1 protein-coding gene is annotated in these 303 nt (G+C 53.8%); it reads right to left on the bottom strand.

Going from position 1 to position 303, the window contains the following annotated elements:
• Positions 1–303, bottom strand: a 303-nt coding sequence (locus AACY08_RS30190) for a transposase (RefSeq protein WP_339472749.1), incomplete at both ends; no start/stop codon positions are given.

The raw sequence follows: 303 nt of genomic DNA, 5'->3' as shown, positions 1-303 counted from the left end.
TATCCATTCGGGTCAGGCGAGCACGATGACTGGCGCCGATAAAGCTCTTGTCATTGCGGGCGATTGAGGCTGCTTGCTTCAATGCCTGCGCAGCTCGATTAATTACCTTCACCGCTTTACCAGGCAGCGGTTTCCCTCCCGAAATCCTTGTGGGCGGAGCCAGGCCAAGCCAGGAACAGAAGTGTTGTGAAGTCGGAAATCGTGACAAGTCCGGTCCCAATTCACTGGCCAAGACCAAAGCCGTATCGATGCCGATGGTAGGAATTGCGGTTAAATCCACACCCATTATCTTGTTTAGCGCCC

The organism is Pseudomonas sp. EL_65y_Pfl1_R83 (assembly GCF_963970695.1).
GTDB classification, from domain to species: Bacteria; Pseudomonadota; Gammaproteobacteria; order Pseudomonadales; family Pseudomonadaceae; genus Aquipseudomonas; species Aquipseudomonas tritici.
The sequence above is the reverse complement of the archived record's forward strand: the minus strand, read 5'-3'. Positions and strand labels throughout refer to the sequence as shown.